This window comes from Alteromonas sp. R7 (assembly GCF_055755235.1).
Genome location: NZ_JBVTQX010000001.1, coordinates 99162 through 117209, shown reverse-complemented (window position 1 = coordinate 117209; position 18048 = coordinate 99162). Strand labels below are relative to the sequence as shown.

18 protein-coding genes are annotated in these 18048 nt (G+C 44.1%); 12 read left to right on the top strand and 6 right to left on the bottom strand.

What is annotated here, in order from left to right; genetic code table 11:
• Positions 1-93 precede the first annotated feature (93 nt).
• Both AC0J2X_RS00510 and nspC read left to right on the top strand, forming a co-directional pair.
• Complete coding sequence (locus AC0J2X_RS00510; protein WP_014950514.1) at positions 94-1296, top strand: saccharopine dehydrogenase family protein; 1203 nt, start codon at positions 94-96, stop codon at positions 1294-1296.
• A 176-nt stretch (positions 1297-1472) separates the two neighbouring features.
• A complete protein-coding gene (nspC, locus tag AC0J2X_RS00505) occupies positions 1473-2603 on the top strand; it encodes a carboxynorspermidine decarboxylase (RefSeq protein WP_156078772.1) in 1131 nt (376 codons plus the stop codon).
• A 228-nt stretch (positions 2604-2831) separates the two neighbouring features.
• Here nspC and AC0J2X_RS00500 read toward each other — a convergent pair whose 3' ends face one another.
• From AC0J2X_RS00500 to rsmI, 3 genes are all read right to left on the bottom strand, one after another.
• Positions 2832-3668, bottom strand: coding sequence for a glycosyltransferase (locus tag AC0J2X_RS00500; protein WP_156078773.1), 837 nt, complete (start codon positions 3666-3668; stop codon positions 2832-2834).
• A 270-nt stretch (positions 3669-3938) separates the two neighbouring features.
• A complete protein-coding gene (locus AC0J2X_RS00495) occupies positions 3939-4202 on the bottom strand; it encodes a hypothetical protein (RefSeq protein WP_014950517.1) in 264 nt (87 codons plus the stop codon).
• A gap of 98 nt (positions 4203-4300) precedes the next feature.
• Positions 4301-5137, bottom strand: a complete 837-nt coding sequence (gene rsmI, locus AC0J2X_RS00490; protein WP_014950518.1) for a 16S rRNA (cytidine(1402)-2'-O)-methyltransferase — start codon at positions 5135-5137, stop codon at positions 4301-4303.
• 141 nt (positions 5138-5278) lie between these two features.
• Here rsmI and AC0J2X_RS00485 point away from each other — a divergent pair, with 141 nt between their 5' ends.
• The 10 genes from AC0J2X_RS00485 (at position 5279) to AC0J2X_RS00440 (ending at position 14566) form a co-directional block, all read left to right on the top strand.
• Positions 5279-7279: a penicillin-binding protein activator gene (locus tag AC0J2X_RS00485; protein WP_156078774.1), complete on the top strand. Its 2001-nt coding sequence runs from the start codon at positions 5279-5281 to the stop codon at positions 7277-7279.
• Between the two features lie 4 nt (positions 7280-7283).
• The gene (locus tag AC0J2X_RS00480) at positions 7284-7625 is read left to right on the top strand and encodes a YraN family protein (RefSeq protein ID WP_156078775.1); all 342 of its coding nucleotides are present in this window, start codon (positions 7284-7286) and stop codon (positions 7623-7625) included.
• 181 nt (positions 7626-7806) lie between these two features.
• Positions 7807-8895, top strand: coding sequence for a glycosyltransferase family 4 protein (locus AC0J2X_RS00475; RefSeq protein WP_156078776.1), 1089 nt, complete (start codon positions 7807-7809; stop codon positions 8893-8895).
• A gap of 178 nt (positions 8896-9073) precedes the next feature.
• Positions 9074-9670, top strand: a complete 597-nt coding sequence (locus AC0J2X_RS00470; protein WP_014950522.1) for a phosphoheptose isomerase — start codon at positions 9074-9076, stop codon at positions 9668-9670.
• Positions 9671-9684: 14 nt separating this feature from the next.
• Positions 9685-10260 carry a BON domain-containing protein gene (locus tag AC0J2X_RS00465; RefSeq protein WP_014950523.1) on the top strand — a complete coding sequence of 192 codons (576 nt, stop codon included), beginning with the start codon at positions 9685-9687 and terminating at the stop codon, positions 10258-10260.
• Between the two features lie 19 nt (positions 10261-10279).
• The gene (locus AC0J2X_RS00460) at positions 10280-11662 is read left to right on the top strand and encodes an MFS transporter (RefSeq protein WP_338141210.1); all 1383 of its coding nucleotides are present in this window, start codon (positions 10280-10282) and stop codon (positions 11660-11662) included.
• Positions 11663-11787: 125 nt separating this feature from the next.
• Entirely contained in the window at positions 11788-12384 is a 597-nt protein-coding gene (locus AC0J2X_RS00455; protein ID WP_014977258.1) for a DUF7010 family protein, read from the top strand.
• Positions 12385-12412: 28 nt separating this feature from the next.
• Positions 12413-12742 carry a DMT family transporter gene (locus AC0J2X_RS00450; protein ID WP_014950526.1) on the top strand — a complete coding sequence of 110 codons (330 nt, stop codon included), beginning with the start codon at positions 12413-12415 and terminating at the stop codon, positions 12740-12742.
• 16 nt (positions 12743-12758) lie between these two features.
• A complete protein-coding gene (locus tag AC0J2X_RS00445) occupies positions 12759-13949 on the top strand; it encodes a sensor histidine kinase (protein WP_239300561.1) in 1191 nt (396 codons plus the stop codon).
• A complete protein-coding gene (locus AC0J2X_RS00440; protein ID WP_049589067.1) occupies positions 13946-14566 on the top strand; it encodes a response regulator transcription factor in 621 nt (206 codons plus the stop codon). Before AC0J2X_RS00445 ends, AC0J2X_RS00440 begins: the two co-directional genes overlap by 4 nt.
• A gap of 7 nt (positions 14567-14573) precedes the next feature.
• On the opposite strand, the gene AC0J2X_RS00435 is transcribed toward AC0J2X_RS00440, so the two are convergent.
• The 3 genes from AC0J2X_RS00435 to AC0J2X_RS00425 form a co-directional block, all read right to left on the bottom strand.
• Positions 14574-14906 carry a hypothetical protein gene (locus AC0J2X_RS00435; RefSeq protein WP_061486456.1) on the bottom strand — a complete coding sequence of 111 codons (333 nt, stop codon included), beginning with the start codon at positions 14904-14906 and terminating at the stop codon, positions 14574-14576.
• A gap of 51 nt (positions 14907-14957) precedes the next feature.
• The gene (locus tag AC0J2X_RS00430) at positions 14958-15230 is read right to left on the bottom strand and encodes a hypothetical protein (RefSeq protein WP_014950530.1); all 273 of its coding nucleotides are present in this window, start codon (positions 15228-15230) and stop codon (positions 14958-14960) included.
• Between the two features lie 126 nt (positions 15231-15356).
• Positions 15357-17621, bottom strand: coding sequence for a TonB-dependent receptor (locus AC0J2X_RS00425; protein ID WP_014950531.1), 2265 nt, complete (start codon positions 17619-17621; stop codon positions 15357-15359).
• Positions 17622-18048 lie beyond the last annotated feature (427 nt).

Below are 18048 nucleotides of genomic sequence, written 5' to 3'. Positions count from 1 at the left end.
TTGTACTGTCATGGGCTGTCTTTGCTTGCCAAATCCCATTGGTCTGCTAGCATTCAGCCCAAAATTCATTAGCAAAATTAGGGATTAGTTATTATGTCTCGCGTTTTAATTATTGGTGCTGGCGGTGTTGCGTCGGTAACTGTGAAAAAATGTGCACGTTTACCGCAACATTTCGACGAAATTTACTTAGCAAGCCGCACGGTATCTAAGTGTGAAGCGCTACAGCAAGAAGTAGGTGCAGATCGCGTTAAGGGTGTTTTCGCTGTTGATGCTGACAACGCAAAAGAAGTGGAAGCACTTATCAACGAAGTAAAGCCAGACCTAGTAATCAACCTTGCGTTGCCATATCAAGACCTTCCAATCATGGATGCATGTCTTGCAACTAATACTGATTACCTAGACACCGCCAATTACGAGCCTAAAGACGAAGCGAAGTTTGAATACTCGTGGCAGTGGGCTTACCAAGACAAGTTTAAAGACGCGGGCATTATGGCCCTTCTTGGCAGTGGCTTTGATCCAGGTGTAACTAACGTTTACACAGCATATGCAGCTAAGCATTACTTCGACGAAATCCACTATCTTGATATCGTAGACTGTAATGGCGGCGATCACGGCCAGGCTTTCGCGACTAACTTCAACCCTGAAATCAACATTCGTGAGATTACCCAACGCGGTCGCTATTGGGAAAACGGCGAGTGGAAAGAAACCGATCCGTTAAGCGTACGTGAAGATCTGGACTATCAAAACATTGGTGTTCGCGCATCTTACCTGATGTTCCACGAAGAGCTAGAGTCTATTGTTAAGCACTTCCCTACCCTTAAGCGTGCACGCTTCTGGATGACCTTTGGCGATGCTTACCTTAACCACCTGCGTGTACTTGAAGGTATTGGTATGACTAGCATTGAGCCAGTTGAATTCCAAGGCCAGAAGATTGTACCACTAGAGTTCTTGAAAGCAGTACTTCCTAACCCAGGCTCACTTGCTGAAGGTTATAGCGGTATGACGTGCATTGGCACTTACATCACAGGTATTAAAGATGGCAAAGAAAAAACTATCTTTATCTATAACAACTGTGACCACGCGAAATGTAACGAAGAGGTAGGCGCGCAAGCAGTATCTTACACCACAGGTGTTCCTGCGATGATTGGCGCAGCGCTTATGCTTAACGGCACATGGAAAGAAGCAGGTGTATGGAACATGGAACAATTCGATCCAGACCCATTCATGGATATGCTTAACGAGCATGGTCTGCCATGGCACGTACTCGAATGTGAAGGTAGCCCTTTCACTAAATAATTGAAACATCAGGGCGCTTAATTCAAGCGCCCTTTTTTATTAACGCCACTATTTAAATCTAGATCAGATTACTGGAATGTAGGATACAGAGTAGTTTTGAGCTACGACCTGTAATGTAATACATTAGGCGTTTGATAAATGTTGAAAGCCGTTTTATTTTTTGGAGCTTTATCCCATTGACCGATTTAACTCAACGTACTGATATTCCCTCTCCTTGCTACGTGCTGGAAGAAGCAAAATTAATTAAAAACCTTGAGCTGATGAAACGGGTTCAAGACGAATCTGGCGCGCGTATTATCTTGGCGCTTAAAGGCTTTTCTATGTGGTCTTGCTTCGACATCATCAAACAGTACTTACACGGAGCAACGGCCAGTTCGGTTTGGGAAGCGAAACTTGCTGCAGAGATGGGTAAAGAAGTTCACGCATATTCTCCTGCGTACAAGGTTAATGACGCAAAGGAATTGGCGAGTCTTGTTAATCACCTGTCTTTTAATAGTTTGACCCAGTGGAACGCGCATAAAGACGTGCTAGCAGGCGTGTCGTTAGGCCTTCGTATAAACCCTGAGCATCAAGAAGCAGATACGCCACTGTACGACCCAGCTGCACCAGGTTCTCGCTTAGGCATACGTGCTAGTGAGCTAGAAGGCGTAGACTTATCGGGTATTGAAGGTTTTCACTGCCACAACCTTTGTGAGTGTGATTCTTTTGCTACTGCACGCACGCTTGAAGCCATTGAAAAGCGTTTTGGCAAATGGCTTGGTCAATTAAAGTGGTTAAACCTAGGTGGCGGACACCTGATGACCCGTGAAGGGTATGATGTTGAGCACCTCATCAACACACTAAAAGACTTTAAAGCCCGTTACCCACATCTAGACGTAATTCTTGAACCAGGGTCTGCGGTAGCATGGCAGACAGGGCCATTAATTTGCGAAGTGGTTGATATGGTAGAAAATGAAGGTGATATCGCTATTCTAGACATTTCAGCTACTGCACATATGCCAGATGTGCTGGAAATGCCTTATCGACCTACAATTTTGGGCGCGGGTATGCCTAATGAAAAAGCATATAATGTGAAGCTAGGTGGCAATTCGTGCCTTGCAGGCGATGTCATTGATACCTACTCATTCGATGCGCCGCTTAAGACCGGCGATCGATTACAGTTTGAGGATATGATGCATTACACCATGGTAAAAACCACCTTCTTCAACGGTGTAGAACATCCTGCTATCGGCATCCTGCGTTCTAACGGCGACTTTGAGCTGGTTCGCGAATTCAGCTACGAAGACTTTAAAGGTCGTTTGTCTTAATTAGCCTTTTTTGTAATTGGCTAATTGTTAATGAGCCGTTTTACGGGCAAGCTGTTTGATTAAACAAACAGCTTGCTAATTTGCACGGCTCACACAGTGAATTCCCTACTATCTGGTTCACCTTAATCAATGAACCCCTCATTTTTCTCAGGTTAAATTAAACCCAAATATGAGCAAATGGTAACCAGAGTATACTGATGCGAACACTAAGTAGTTTTAGATAACTACTTAAGAAAATAGCGCCCTCTTCATCAGCTTAAAATTCACCTTCCAATTTGTCTTAATTTTATGCTTTAGCGCGCTTTTGCTACTGACTTTGGGATCTTCAACGTTTGCAATAACGTCTTCAAGGGCAGCAGGGTGTAAATTAAAATCTTCAACCCTTTCTTTTGGAACATTTCCATAGCCTTTATATTCATTCACCTTGTTTTCAAAATGAATAATCGACATCCACATTCGCTTTCCTCTGATAGGCGTCAGTTCTTTTACACCACTCCAATATCCGTGCCTTTCTTGACACCAGATGGTTTTAAAATCTTCACTTTTTTCAATTAAACTCATAAACGGATTATGCACATGTGAGTGCAGGCCTAGCCTTACACGAGGCGCTACCTGCAGCGTGTATCCGTCAACAAAGTCAATTGCCATAAAAGATTGCTCTGAAAATTGATTCTGTACTTCTTTAACGAAATCTTGGTGAAGGCTATCATCGTTATCAAGCCTCGTCGTTATGAGGAAAGGGGCTGTTAATCTAGACGCTATTTCTTTTTTTATAGACGGATAAAAGTTTTCCATTCCGTCTGTGTAAATAGGGATAAAATTGGAGAATTTTGAAGCTAGCTCGTTTATTTTTTCGCGATAAATTTCTGGTGTATTCGTATCGAAAAATACTAGCCATTCAAAGTTTTTTACCGTTTGAGATTTTATAGACGAATAACAGTACTGCTCAAACAGCTTCAATCTGTTTTCCATCCAGCTATCAGTTAAAACTTTGGATTGAGATTTGGTCTCATCCCAACCTTTTTTTCGAAGATTAAAGCGCGTTAATATGAAATGCTGAAACATGATAATGCCGTTGAATATAAGAAAATGAATTTACAAAGAAAAAGAATGCAAAAGGAATATTGAAATAATACCAATAAAAACTATTCTTTTACGAAATTTTTTCTTTTTCTTTGTTAACTAAGACCCACAAAACGTTAATTCGCTCACATTATTTCCTGAAAAAGGAAAAACTGAATTGATTTCAGGTCAGAGCGAGGCCTTAGCATTCAAGTAAACAACGTAGGAATTCATCGCGCATTGATTTTTATGGCGGCGCGATGGGGTTAGTGGCTATACAACTCCACTTCCCGACGCCGCCTCAGATTTGTCTATCTCACCTTCAGCCAACACTTCGTCATCTAACTCAATTTTAAATGACGTTCCCGCTTTTCCATGCAGGCTATAACGAAAGCCGTACATTTCGCCTTCATTAAGAGAAACTTCCGCAAAGGTATTAGGGTGGATTAAGTCGTAAACACCTGAGTCGTTAGCTTGAGAAAATATATCAACTAACCATTTTCCTTCTGACATGGTGATTTTGAGTGTTTTTGTCATATGAGCCTCCATAAACCTCAGTCCTTTTTGAACTGAGCAGTTGACGTGGATTACACTCTTTTGTATTTATTCCAAGGCCCTTAAGATCAACAACGTGTTTACGCTTTTGCGTCTAGCCCAGCTTGATAAAGCGCATTCTTTTTCAAGTCATAGTGAGTGGCGACCACCGCCGCGGCCTTTTTAAGCGGCATGTGCTCACACAAAACACTTAGCAACGACATTGCCTCACTGGGTATCGCCTGGTCACTTACCTTCGCGGGACCAATCATGACGACGAATTCGCCTTTCTGGTGCGCAACATCCGCATTGAGATAATCAATTACATCTTGCGCGCTGCCACTCACGTAGGTTTCGAAGGTTTTGGATAGCTCTTTCGCTACAACAATCTGGCGTTCGCCTAAAACGCGCTGTATATCAGTAACGGTGTCTAAAATTCGTCGTGGGGCTTCATAGTAAACTGTGGTGAACGTTCGATCTATTAGCGCTGACAACACGCTTTCACGTGCCTGCACTTTAACCGGTAGGAATCCTTCAAAAATAAACTTGTCTGTCGGCAGTCCCGACGCGCTTAATGCTGTTATTGCAGCACATGGGCCCGGCAGAGCGCTAACCGGAATACCTTGCTCACGGCACTTGCGTACCAAAACAAAGCCCGGGTCGCTGATTAACGGCGTTCCAGCATCACTTATTAATGCTACCGACTCGCCGCCCTTTAAACGCTCACAAAGCATTGCTGTGCGCTTATCTTCGTTATGCTCGTGCAGAGAAAGAGTTTTCGTTCCAATGCTAAAGTGCTGTAAGAGTCGAGCGCTGTGACGGGTGTCCTCGGCAGCGATCCAGCTTACTTCACTTAATACGCGTATTGCTCTGGCACTTATGTCGTCTAAATTACCGATAGGTGTTGGAACAATATATAAGGTGGCGGTGTCTGTCATAACAGTGATTAAGTCTTACGTTAATTTTGAAGAATATGCGATAAGTGTATCACGCCATTAGTCCAGATTATGCTGGCAAGCGTAGATTTTCACACTGGTTAAGATAAACTTGGCCTATAACGATGTAAAAGGAATGAAACTGTGCGTCATATTGGACAAGCTGGAAAAATCTTTACGCTATCAGCCGTCGCTTCTGTATTGGTGCTAACGGGCTGTGGAAGTACACCTAAAACCCAGTCAAAGCCTGTGGTAGTGGAACCTACCCCAATTGAAACCACACAGGTTGAAGATAACGTCACGCCTGAGCACAAACTCCTTGAAGCAAAAAAAGTATGGGAGCGCACCCGCAACAAAGAACAGCGCGATACGCTGTTGCTGCAAGCGGCTGACCTGTACCTTCAAAATCAACATCCCGTTTTGGCTCAGCAAGTGCTATATGAGGTAAAAGAAGACGGTATTTCAGGGGTAAATCAATCTTATTACTCCCTTCTGGTAACCAAAGCCTATGCGGGAATGCCTGATGCCTCGGCAGAAGAATTGCTGGCTATGTTGGATGGCGTAACCGGTACAGGCGAAACCGCATTCCAAAAAGCGGAGCTTCAAACCCAGCTCTTCACGCAGCAAGGCAACCTGGCTGCGGCAGCGAATAGCGTATTAAAGACCAATCTTACTGACGATGAAAAAGTGCAACAAGTTTGGCAGTGGATTACCTCCATTCCTGCATCGTCACTAGATTCAGTAGGCAGTGCTTATCCCGACCTGTCTCCTTTCATTACTCTTCGCGAACTAACCGAAGAAAACGCGTCGTCACCGGAAAAATTAGCCAAAAGCCTGCAGCAATTTAAGCAGGTTTATCGCGGTCATGTATTAGAAAACGCTTTGCCTGAAAACGTGATTGAAGCAACCCAGCTTACCGATGCTGGCGCCAACGATATTGCGGTTTTACTACCACTTTCTGGCAGGTTAGCTCGCACGGGACAAGTCGTAAAAAATGGCATCATGGCGGCTTATTACACCGATGTTGAAAAGCGCCAAGATGAACACCTTCTACCTCGTCTTCGTTTTATCGACACCAACGAAGTGGATACACAGCATTTACTCAGCGAAATTGGCGATACCAAGTTCATCATTGGCCCTCTTTTAAAAGACACTGTTGAGCGTTTAATTCCCAGTTTGCCGCTTGGTGTGAACGTACTTGCATTAAACAGGCCTGACGAATTGCCAGACAATGCGTCTGCTAAAAGGTTGGCAACAGGATCATCTAATCCGGCGATAGCCGATGATGCTCTTGCCTCTGGTACAGGTCTCGCAGGTGATGACACACAAAATGAACTCCACTCATTAGGCTTGCCCACCTCGCTGAATTATTACGGGCTAGCACCAGAAGATGAAGCAACGCAGCTTGCTGAATTTATCTTTAATAAAGGATATCGTGCGCCTATCGTTATTGCCGCACAAAGCAGTCTGTACCAGCGAATGGACGACACCTTTAAAAAGCACTGGCGAATACTCAACAATCAGGAAAACAAGCAGCGCGCCAACATAACGTCGGTATCGTTTAACGACAGTAATTCACTTCGAGAGGGAATTACACAGGCGCTAGATGTGGCGCAAAGCAACGAGCGTATCAATCAAATTGAGTACATGACAAATGATGAAGTGTACAACATGCCTCGCAGTAGGCGTGATATTGATGCCATTGTTGCATTTGCCTCACCTCAAGACACAGAACTGCTTAACCCCATTATCGAAGCGAGCTTAAACCCATACGATGGCAAACAAGTCCCCGTGTATGCCACCTCTCGTTCAATGGATTACGACAGCGGGAAAAACCAATGGCGTGACCTGCAGAATGTGCACTTTATCGACATGCCTTGGTTAATGCCTTCACATAGTTGGCAACCTCTTCAGAACGAAGTTGAACAGGCTTGGCAAAATCAAAATACGATGCAAAAACGTTTGTTTGCGTTCGGTTTTGATGCTTATCAGTTGTTGCCTCAGCTAGGCATGCTTAACACGCTGAAATATCTCTCACACGAAGGGTTAACGGGTACACTTTCCCTTAATCAACAAGGTGAAGTAATACGCAAACAGCCTCAGGCAATTATTCGTAACGAAAAAGTTCAAATGCTTTCGGAGTAAAATTATGTCAACACTGCAAGGGAATGCAGCAGAAGACAAGGCCTGTAAATATCTGATGGAACAAGGCCTTACTCTTCGATGTCGAAATTACCGCACTCGGCGTGGCGAACTCGACATTGTAATGCAAGATGGCAGCACCATAGTGTGCGTTGAAATTAAATACCGAAGACGAAATCAGTTTGGCAGTGCTTTAGAATTTGTGACTGCTAAAAAGCTCCAGCGAATTCAGGCTGCGTTTGATTTCTATTTGTTAGATAATGGCTTAAATCCAGCGTCTACTTCTCTGCGAATAGACGTTGTTGCCATAGACGGAGACAACCTTCAGTGGTTGAAGAACGTGGGCTAAAGACTGACAATATCCAGCTTTTAAACTGATGTTCCCCAAAAAGGACTAGAAGCGTACGCCATCAATGAGCGCGGCCGATATTAATGAAAATGTCTTTATGTCAGACGTATTCCGTTTGTTTTATCTTATGATTTGCAACCCTTCATCGGTTTGATGAAAGTTTCTTAGGTTCCCACAAATAATGAGTCATCCCAACAACAAGGTTTCGTCCAGCAGCGTTGATAACCAAGAAATAGAGCTAATAGTCGGCAACTCCAGCTCTAATTTTTCTGGCGTAACGTCTACGATGCTGCAAGTAACATCGCTACAGAAGCATATGATAAATTTGCGGATAATGGGCAAGCATTTTGTTCCAGACCCATCAATGACTATTACTTTTTGGGAGGTCGCAAAAATGTGTCGACGCCCGCTTAGTAATGGTAAGTGGCGAATTTTTCATGCACGTCGCGTTGACGAGATGATTCAGGGTGTGATCCTCAAATACGTGTTTCGCGCCAAAATAAAGCTTGTATTTAGCTCTGCCGCTCAGCGAAAGCGTTCGGCTTCTACGGTGTGGTTAAGCAATAAAATGGATGCGGTTATTGCAATGAGTAATCGCTCTGCAAAATATCTAAATAAGCCCCCCGCCAAGATAAATCTACACGGTGTGCAAATAGACAACTACACGCCAGCAGAAAACAAGCAAGAAGCATGGCAAGCATTAGGCTACGGCGGCAAGTACGGCATTGGTATTCTGGGCAGAGTTAGAGAGCAAAAAGGCGTTCATCTATTTGTTGAAGCGTGCATCAAAGTATTGCCCAAATACCCTGACGTGAACGCAGTAGTTGTAGGTGCCATATCCTCGAGTAACCAAGAATTTGTAAACGAGCTTAAAGAAAAAGTTTCTAGAGCCGGGTTAACTGACCGAATTGTTTTCACCGGTGAATTGCCGTTTGAGCAAATTCCTAGAATCTTCAGTGCACTGTCATTAGTAAGTGCACTTAGCTATAACGAAGGGTTTGGATTAACTGTACCTGAAGCCATGAGTGCTGGAGCTGCGGTATTAGCTACTCAGGCGGGCGCATGGGAAGACATCATTAGGCCAGGCGTTGATGGGTATATTGTACCTACCAAAGATCAGCAAGCTGTCACAGAAAAGATGGATTTGCTGCTTTCGGATATGGACAAACTTGCAGAAATGGGCAAAGCCGGGCGCGAACACGTTGTGAAAAATTTTAAAGTTGAAGATGAAGCAAGAAGCTTGGTTGAGTTTTTTCGCACGCTTCAATAGAAAATGCGGGTTGATTATCGCGAGCGATAAACGTTAGGCCATTTTTCTCTCACGCTGAGGCCACAGTTTAAACCTCTGACTTTCAGATACTGGCCATTACAAAAATCAAGGCGCTGTAATGCAGCGCAAAAAATTTCACTAAATGGTCTGCCATTTGGTGAAAACAAAGAGATGACACATGATTGAACAGATAAAAGCGAATTTTACCGAGAGCATACAAACCAAAATAGCGGCATCGGAAATATTGCCAGAGCATATTGAGAAAGCGGCGTACATGATCGTTGAAGCCTTAATTAGAGGTAATAAAGTACTGAGCTGTGGTAATGGCGGGTCTGCAGGTGATGCGCAACATTTTGCTTCCAACATGCTCAATCGCTACGAGCGCGACCGTCCCAGCTTACCGGCAATCGCATTAAGCACAGACACCTCAACCCTGACGTCTATTGCGAATGACTATAACTTCGAAGAAATATTTGCGAAGCAAGTACGAGCGCTCGGCCAACCCGGAGATATACTGTTGGCTATTTCAACCAGTGGTAACTCTCGTAACGTCATAGCAGCGATGGAAGCGGCATTATCTCGCGATATGACCATTGTCGCGCTTACTGGCAAAGACGGCGGTGAAATGGCGGGCTTTTTAAGTGAACATGATGTTGAAATTCGCGTACCGTCAAACCGCACTTCGCGTATTCAAGAAGTTCATTTACTGGTAATTCACAATTTATGTGAATGCATTGACGACAGCTTATTCCCTGCCGATCACGGCGACGAGTAGTAAAGAGGACACAAGTGAAAAATTTGGGACTACTGGGTTCTTTATTAGCCCTAATTCTTACATTACAAGGGTGTGTAGTGGCCGTTGGAGCTGCAGGCGCCATGGCTGCGAAAGTGGCTAATGACAGACGTACTGTAGGCACGCAGCTTGATGACCAAAATGCCGATGCTGCGGTGTCGTATCAATGGTCGAAAAGCGATGCGCTTAAAGAGCAAGCTAACCTTCAAGTGGATGTTTATAACGGTGTAGCGTTGCTAACCGGGCAAGCGCCAAACCAAGGCTTAGTTGACGAAGCTGTGCGCCGCGCCCAAGAAGTAAGCTATATCAAAAAAATTCACAACCAAATTAGAATTGGCGAGGCGATAGGTGCAGGCACACAAGCCAACGATCTGTGGTTAGCGTCAAAAGTGCGTACTAAAATTGTGGCAGACGAACGAGTGCCTGCTCTACAAGTTAAGGTAGTGGTTCAAGATTCAGAAGTATTCCTGATGGGTCGGTTAACCAATTTAGAAGCCACAGCCGCTGTAGATATTGCTCGTAATATTACGGGTGTCGCGCGCGTAGTTAGAGCCTTTGAAATTGTTCAATAGAGAGTTCGCCACTGCCCTTTTGGTTGCAGGGGCACTCTTTATGGAAATTTTAGACGCCACGGTTATCACCACGGCGTTACCTGTCATTGCTGCCGACTTCAATGTGCCGGCAGCCCACTTATCTATTGGTGTATCGGCATACTTGGTAGCCGTAACACTCTTTATTCCATTAAGTGGTTACGCCGCCGATAAATTTGGCGCACGCACTATATTTGTAGCAGCGATTGCCGTATTCACTTTTGCCTCGGTGCTTTGTGGTCTGAGTACCAGCTTATTCGAATTTACCTTATCTCGAATTCTTCAAGGTTTAGGCGGGGCAATGATGGTTCCCGTGGGAAGATTAGTGGTTCTGCGGGATTTGCCAAAGGAAAAGCTGGTAAAAACCGTGGCCATTATAACCTGGCCTGCGTTAAGCGCACCGCTACTAGGTCCTGTGCTAGGCGGTTACATCGCCACTCATTTCAGCTGGCAGTGGATTTTTTATATGAATATTCCACTGGGCATTATCGCTATCATCGCGTCACTGTATCTCCTTAAAAACATTAAAGGCAATGTAGGTAAATTCGATATTAAAGGCTTTTTGCTCACCGGTATCGGCTTTGCGCTATTTATGGCGGGGATCGAGTTTTTAGCAAGTACCAGCAACAAGCTTATTCGACCACTTGGCATCATCGCTATTGGCTTAGTACTCATGGTATTGGCAGTCAAACACGTAAAAACGGCCAAGAATCCACTATTTTCTTTCGATGCGATGCAACACAAAACCTTCCGGCTTACTGTGTTTGGAGGCTCTGTTATGCGTGTCGCACTTGGCAGTGCACCGTTTCTTGTGCCACTCATGCTCCAGCTTGGATTAGGTTACTCACCTGTAGAAGCCGGCTCACTGTTGCTGTGGCTGTTTGCTGGAAACTTAGCGATAAAGCCAGCGACAACGTGGATCATGAATACCTTCGGCTTCAAACGCGTGCTTGTAATAAACGGCGTGCTCATAGCCCTTGGTTTTGTGGCGCTCGCGATGATAAATCACTCCACATCGTCATTTACTATTGCCGTTATTTTATTTGTTAACGGTATTACTCGCTCAATGCACTTAACGCTAATAAACACCATTGCTTTTGCCGACGTCCCCCCCAATAAAATGCGAGACGCAAACACGCTAGGCGCCATTTTAATGCAAATGAACCGCGGTCTTGGTATTACCCTTTCTGCGCTCGCTATCGCCGCTGCAGCATTCATTCTTGGACAAAGTGCCAATATGCCAAACCTACAAACGTTTACGCTATCTATGATGTTTATGGCCGCAGTAGCACTTGTCAGCATTTACGATAGCTTAATGCTGTCGAAGGAAGATGGCGATTCAGTGTTAAACAAACGAAAAGCGAAAAAAGCACGACAGACTTAGTTAATAGGCTTCATTAAGTGAACTGATGACAATTGTCATACGCGATTGGTGACGTTTGTGACTAACGCAATCTGAGGTACCTCGGCATACTTTACCTATAGACATTACTACATCAGGTAAAGCTCATGGAACAAGTATCTCACGCTTCATCAATAACTCCCGTTCAAAATGCTTCCATCCCATTGGAACAGCAGCGGGAAGATTTTAAAAAGAACCGATTCATTGCCATGCCGCTGGCAGGCACTGTTGTTTGGGCTCTACTTGGTATCAGCGCTCCCTTTGTATCTGAATTAACCATAACCTGGTTGCTGTATATCGGCACAGGTGCCATCTTCTACCTCGGTGCAGGTCTCTCCTACCTCACCGGTGAGCGATTTTTTGCCAAAAAGCCGGCAAAGAACAGTTTTGACCGTCTTTTCTTCGTTGGCATGATCATGAGCCTAATGGTATTTGCCATTGCGCTTCCCGTTGCAGCCATCGACCACACCACCGTTCCATTGAGTATTGGCATTCTCGCAGGCCTGATGTGGATGCCTTTATCATGGGCTATCGAACACTGGATAGGCTACTTTCACACGCTAACCAGAACCTTCGGCATTGTCGCCGCCTGGTACTTGTTTCCCGATGCAAGGGTAGAGGCAATATCGGCTGTGATTGTCGCTGTCTACATTGTGTCATTAATTACCCTTGAACGTCGTTTTCAATCAATCAAATCTAACTAATTTCACTTTAATTAAGAAGGAATGCACTATGACTTATTTACTTTTGGCAGTTGCAGTTATCACCGAAGTTACCGCTACCATGCTGCTTAAAATGTCGAACGGATGGGAGAAGTGGGCTTTTGGGTACGGCGCTATCTTTTTCTACGCGATATCTGGAATGCTGTTTGCCATGGTCTTAAAGAATATGGGAATTGGGGTCGCCTACGCCATTTGGTCGGGCATGGGAATCGCACTTATCACCGCTGCTTCGGTGGTATTTTGGAAACAAACTTTCGACATTTATGCCGTGCTGGGTATTATGTTGATTATCTCTGGTACGCTGCTAATTACTAGCAAGTCTGCCGTTGTATTTCAGTAGGGACGAAGTACTCACAATGCTCAGCAATAAAAGCATACAAGATAGTAACAGCGCGGTGCCTGCCGTCAAAAACGAGAGCACCGCGCCTGACATGCCCCTTTTGGCAAGTGGACGGAAAAAGCGCTGGTCTCACGGAAGCTTGTTTTTTTCACTGTTCTTTTTTGTTCCGCTTATTATTTCCCGTCCTCTTCCCATCGAAACATGGGTGCTTCAAACCCTGGGATACCTTAGCTTTGTCATTCTTTACATTAAAGCCATAAACCAGCCTGTTAAAACACTGCCCACTTATTTGCTACTCATGTTTCTACTTTCGGTAGCATGCAGCTTTCAAAACCCTGGTGGCGCAACCATTATCGGCTTTATTGCTTTTATCGTAGGTTATTACAATTCGCTCAAGACAGGCATAATGAGCATAGGCGTGATGATGCTGGTACTCGTGTCACTGCACATTACCGTATTTAATAACGCACATTTTCTTTTAAGTGCTTCGTTGCTCAACAGCTTAGTGCTATTCGGGTTTGGTGTTATGGAGCGCAAAGAAACACTCCATAGTCTGAAAGAAAGCCAGCAGGCCGAAGCGCTACGAGTATTGTCTGCGATCGCTGAACGTGAGCGAATAGGCAGAGACTTACATGATGTTGCGGGTCACGCACTCAGCTCTATTTCGTTAAAGGCACAACTGGCCGATAAACTTATAAGCAAAGATAAGATTGAAGACGCGCATCGCGAGGTAAAAGCGCTGGCACAGCTTTCTCAAGCGCTACTGAGTGATATTCGTCAAGCAGTGTCAGATATCAAGCAGCTTTCTCTTAGCGATGAAATAGCAAAAGACAAATCACTGTTAGAAGAAAACGGCTTTAATGTTACAACCGATATTGAAGGCGGCGCTGAAGCACGTTTAAGCGCTAAACAAGAAAGCCAGCTTGCGCTTATTATCAAAGAGCTGACAACCAATACCTTGCGCTATTCAAACGGTAACGCGGTATCCCTTGGTCTTGAAGTTAATGAGCAAACCGTGAAAATGACCTATAAAGATCATGGCGTAGTTGAGAACACCGCATCAATTAAAGAAGGAAACGGATTAATGGGAATTAGAGAACGCGCGGCGTCTATTCATGCGGATGTGGACATTTCTTTCCTTCCTCACCCTATTGTCAGGGTTCAGCTTACTACCGAGCAAGCTTTGTCACATAAGGCTTCCCTATGAACTCAAAAGCGCCAACTACTATTTTGATTGTTGAAGATCAGTCGCTGGTTCGCGATGCCATTGCCATGCTTCTGTCATTAGAAGACGACTTAACCATTGTTGAAAAGTGCAGTAATGGAAAGGAAGCCATTGATTATTTAAATGATAACCCTGCACCACACATTATTTTGAGCGATATTGAAATGCCGCTGGTTTCAGGGCTAGATCTAGCCGCCCACATTGCAAAGCAAAGTCTCAATACCAAGGTGGTGTTAATGACTACCTTTTCTAAACCAGGCTACATCAAGCGTGCATTAAGTTTAGGGGTTAAGGGTTTTATATTGAAAGAGTCTGACAGCGACTACCTGATAGATGCCATTCACAAAGTCTCTGCGGGAGAAAAGGTAATTTCGACTGAGCTCGCCATCATGGCTCTTGACGACAACAATCCACTGTCGCAAAAAGAAATGTCCGCACTAAAACTTGCTTCAGAAGGGCTTAAAACCCAAGGCATTGCTCAATCGCTGTTTTTATCTGAAGGTACGGTAAGAAACTACCTCTCAGAGGCTATTTCAAAGCTCGATGCGACCAACCGCGTAGATGCTGCTCGCATAGCTAAACAAAAAGGTTGGCTCTAATAAAGGCTTAAAACCACGTCGTAGCAATTGCTGTAGACGTCGGTATATTTAGCTTTTCAGACAAACCGCTAAGCACGCGTTCGGGACCGTATACGATACCTTGCTGTTTAGCGGTCCATACGCAGGTTAAAATACTCGTACCTTTGCGTAATTCACACTGCCACTTAGCGGTCGTTTCAGCGAGCCGTTCATAGTCATCTTCTATTTCCCAACCTCCGTCTACATGGTCTACGATAAGTTGTTCAAATTGAGCGAACGGAATAGGTTGAATGATTACCCATTCGTTTTTCTTAAACTTTTTTTCTAACCGCGATTTTTTAAAACTGGTAAACAATCCCACGCTCCATCTCCGTATGATTGAAAGGCCCTACTTACTACAAAAGCACGTCTTCTATTTCGACACCGTTCCCATAATCTGCCCTGAAGGTGTTGGACAAGAACACGATGTTCCAACCATTTCACTATTTGACGTTGGGCACGCGCCATACTCACCGTTTCCGCTATAACGACATTGGTTACCAAATTCAGGTTTAGCAACTACAACCTTGCCGTTTTTCTTCGCGTTTATATCTTCATCGTCGGGTAAATACACCGTGTAGGTACACCCTGACAAAAGCATATTAACAACAAGAAAACCAATACCGTAAAGTGCTTTCACTTTCATAAATAGTTGCTGGGCATTTTTAGAACAGTTTTAAAACTATGCTAATAATGAAGATAAAACAAGAAAAAATAAGCAAAAAAAAGCCAGTCTTTAGACTGGCTTTATAATTGTAACTCGTTGTAGCTATTAGAATTCAGTTGAGAATCTAACACCAAACTCGCTTGCGTCGTTGCTTAGAATTTGCAGGATGTAGTCACCTGTATTCAAGCGTGCATTGTCGTAACGCTCATCAAAAATATTGCGACCGTAAAGTGCAACAGTATACGCATCATTCGCTGGCGTATAAGCGATGTCGAAGTTAACAAGCTCACGGCTATCAAGTTTAGTCATACGCTCAGGTGCTGAAGTAGGCTCACCATACATTTCTGCACGATATGAGTAATCTGCACGTACGCGAATTGAATCACCACCATCAAGCTCAAAGGTATACTGCGGACCAATTGCAAGGGTTAGGTCTGGAGTAAGTGGCGCTACAGGATTGAATCCATCTTGCTCTTCAACATCAACATCCATATAACCAACGCTGGTCATCATGCTGAAGTTGCCATAGGTAAACGTAGCATCAGCTTCAACACCACGAGATGTTTGCTCTACCACAAGGTTTGCGGTGTCGAAGCCACCTTCGCTCACGCGACTTACTTGGTAAGGAAGATCTTCAAACTCAGTGTTAAATACTGCAACGCTAATGTCGAAGTAATCATTCACACGACCTTTAATACCTACTTCATAGTTAGTAGCAGTAATATTGTCAGACGCCGTAAAACAGTTATTTGCGCGAACCGCCGCTTGAGCGCCTTCGATATCATCAAAGCCACCTGCACCGAAGAACTCACCAATTAGGCAGTAAGGACGTGCTGGGAATTGACCCGACTGGTAGCCAGACTGAATTGTCGCATAGCCTGTCATGCCATTTTCAAATGTGTAGTTAGTGGCGAGTTCCCACGTCACTTCGTCCCAATCATTTGAATCATAGATAGTACCAAGTGCTGAAAATACGTTCGCTGATGCTTCTTTTTCATCTTTCGTGTAACGAAGGCCACCAGAAAGGCTAAGCTCATCAGTTAAGTCACGGCGAACGTTAACGTAAACCGCTTTTGAAGTGGTTTCTTGATCGAGCTCTAGCAGGTTAGCCCCACCGTCAAAACTAGAGTCGTCACCTTGACGGTTGCTACCTTCTTCATTGAAGTAGTAAACACCAGCAACAAAGTCAGTGTATTCGTTGATATAGCCGTTAAGCTGAAGTTCGATTGATGTTTGATCGGCTTCGCCACGCTCAGGGAACTGATCCAACGAGTAAATTGTACCGTCATCATCAAGACCTGCTTTGTACTTAGATGTACGCTGGCTTGCAACAACCTTTGCAGTGTAGTCTTCGTTAATGTCCCACTCCGTAGTGAGTGAAAGACCACGCGCTTCGTTCGACACGCCAGTTACTGCTTCAGTACCTGTTGCATTGTCGTAGATATCAGCGCCTTCAGGTGTCACATCTGTGTTTCGTAACGGTACGCCAACACCATTCTGACCACCGAAGTAGCGATCTGAACCCACTTCATCAATTAGCACAGTGTAAGGACGCAGACCGCCGTCACCATTGTTAGCATCTGCAGTTAATACCATGCGGAAGTCATTTGATGGCTCCCACTTAAGAGAAACGCGGCCAGAAACATCTTCAGTCTCACCAACATCGTACTCGGCGTTAGGCACGTTGATGAACTCACCAAGACCATCGCGCTTGTTAAATGACAGGTTCATGTTAAACGCTACGGTTTCTGAAAGACCGTGGTTAACAAAAAGATCAGCTTTAACGCGACCACGTGTACCAAATTCAGTGTTGATTTTGGTTACATCACCTTGGTCTGGCTCTTTTGTGATGATGTTAATTGCACCACCAATCGAGTTACGACCATATAGCGTACCTTGAGGGCCACGAAGTACCTCAATACGCTCAATATTATTTAGGCTCCAGTTTTGACCAACCTGACGGCCCAGATAAACACCGTCTACATAAACACTCACACCCGGATCGGTTGTGATTAGGTGATCTTGAAGACCAATACCACGAATAAATGGGTTTACAGACGATGTGTGGCCGGCAGAGAAACCAGTAACATTTAGGTTTGGAACGAATTTACCAACGTCAGTCAGGTCAGTAATACCTTGGTCAGCTAACTTGTCGCCATCGAAGGCGCTAATAGCAATTGGAACTTCATAGATAACTTGAGGGCGTTTTGTTGCGGTAACGGTAATGGCTTCAAATTGTTGCTCTTCAGTTGCTTCTGCTTCTTGGGCAACGGCAATATTTGAAATTGCTGGAACGGTCATCGCTACTGCTAGTGCGACAGGTGAAAGCTTACTGGCGAGTGCCTTAGACACGTCAGTATTGGTTTTCATGGTATAACCCCTTTGCGTGAGTGTTAGGTGTAATAATATTTTTAGGCCGCTTCAAGTTCTTCTTTGGAACTTTGAAAGACTAAACTCACTAATTTAAGAGGCGCACATAACCTTGTGCTTATACTGGATTACAGGCAATAAAAAAGTAAGTCGCAATAAAACATTACAAACTTACTTTCAATGAAACTCTGCTTTAAAAGTAGAACTTACTTTTCCAGCCCTCTAAAATTCAGTACGAAGAATTTAGGCTTGAAGACTGGAACGATATGTTACCGTTAGATTACGATCTTGCAAAGTAAAATATTACACTTTTACTAAAATAAGACTTCAAAATTAGACTAATTGGTTAGGTTAAGCATCAAACAAAAAGTATGTATAAATTCCATAAAAACAATTAGATATAATAAAGATAATTTACTCTATCTCT